At 68.6% G+C, this 1,610-nt stretch carries 1 protein-coding gene; it reads right to left on the bottom strand.

All coding sequences use genetic code 11. From position 1 onward, the window contains the following. On the bottom strand, positions 1-1,610 hold a 1,610-nt coding region (locus ACLN58_RS21960; RefSeq protein ID WP_415857330.1), incomplete at both ends, for an Rne/Rng family ribonuclease.

Here is a 1,610-nt window from a genome sequence, read left to right as displayed (position 1 = left end):
CGGGCTGGTGCTCCGACGTCGAGCCCTGCGAGCGGCCCTTCTCGACCGGCTCCTCATGCGTGATGACGCCGCGACCGCCGCACACCTCACACGTCTCGCTGAAGACCTCGAGGAGGCCCGTGCCCATACGCTTGCGCGTCATCTGGACGAGGCCAAGAGACGTGACCTCGGCCACCTGGTGCTTGGTGCGGTCCCGCCCAAGGCACTCGACGAGGCGCCGCAGCACGAGGTCGCGATTCGACTCGAGCACCATGTCGATGAAGTCGATCACGATGATGCCGCCCACGTCGCGCAGCCGCAGCTGGCGCACGATCTCCTCGGCGGCCTCGAGGTTGTTCTTCGTCACGGTCTCCTCGAGGTTGCCCCCCGAGCCCGTGAACTTGCCCGTGTTGACGTCGATGACCGTCATGGCCTCGGTGCGGTCGATCACGAGCGAACCACCCGACGGCAGGAAGACCTTGCGGTCCAACGCCTTGTGGATCTGCTCGTCGATGCGCCACTCGGCGAAGACGTCCGACTCGCCCTGGTACCTCTCGAGCCGGCCCAGGAGATCCGGCGCGACATACGTGACGTAGGCCTCGATGGTGTCCCACGCATCCTCGCCGCTCACGATGAGCTTCGAGAAGTCCTCGTTGAAGACGTCGCGGACCACCTTGATCGTGAGATCCGGCTCGGCGTAGAGGAGCTCCGGGGCGAGCACCTTCGTGGACGTGGCCTGGTTCCGGATCGCGTCCCACTGCGCGCGGAGGCGGTTGATGTCGTGAGTGAGCTCCTCCTCGCTCGCGCCCTCGGCCGCCGTGCGGACGATCACGCCCGCGTCGGCCGGCAGGCGATCCTTGAGGATGCGCTTGAGGCGGTTGCGTTCGACGTCGGGAAGCTTGCGCGAGATGCCCGTCATCGAGCCGCCCGGGACATACACGAGGTACCGGCCCGGGAGCGAGATCTGGCTCGTGAGGCGCGCGCCCTTGTGGCCCACGGGGTCCTTCGTGACCTGGACCAGGACCGAATCGCCCGACTTGAGCGCGTTCTCGATGCGTCGCGGCGCGCCGTCGAGGCCCGCGGCGTCCCAGTTGACCTCGCCCGCGTACAGCACGGCGTTGCGGCCCCGCCCGATGTCCACGAAGGCGGCCTCCATGGACGGCAGGACGTTCTGCACCTTGCCGAGGTACACATTGCCGATGAGCGAGTCCTGCTGCGTCTTCGACACGAAGTGCTCGGCGAGCACGCCGTCCTCGAGAACCGCGATCTGGATGCGGTCCTCCTTCTGGCGCACGACCATCTGGCGGTCCACCGACTCGCGCCGCGCAAGAAATTCGGCCTCGGTGATGACGTGGCGGCGACGGCCCGACTCGCGGGACTCGCGGCGGCGCTGCTTCTTGGCCTCGAGACGCGTGGAGCCCTTGACGCTCTGGACCCGGTTGCTCGTGGTCTCCGAGGGCGTCCGAGGTCCGCGCACGCGCGTCACGGTTCCGGGCGGATCGGTGTCGAGGCCTCCCTCGAGCTCGAGGTCGGACTCGCCGCGGCGGCGGCGACGGCGACGGCGGGACGTCACCTCTTCCGGCTCTTCCTCGGACTCCTCGGGCTCCTGGCCCTCCTCGGTGTCCGCCTCG

The sequence above is a fragment of the Sinomonas sp. G460-2 genome, from assembly GCF_047759905.1.
Taxonomy (GTDB): domain Bacteria; phylum Actinomycetota; class Actinomycetes; order Actinomycetales; family Micrococcaceae; genus Sinomonas.
The sequence above is the reverse complement of the archived record's forward strand: the minus strand, read 5'-3'. Positions and strand labels throughout refer to the sequence as shown.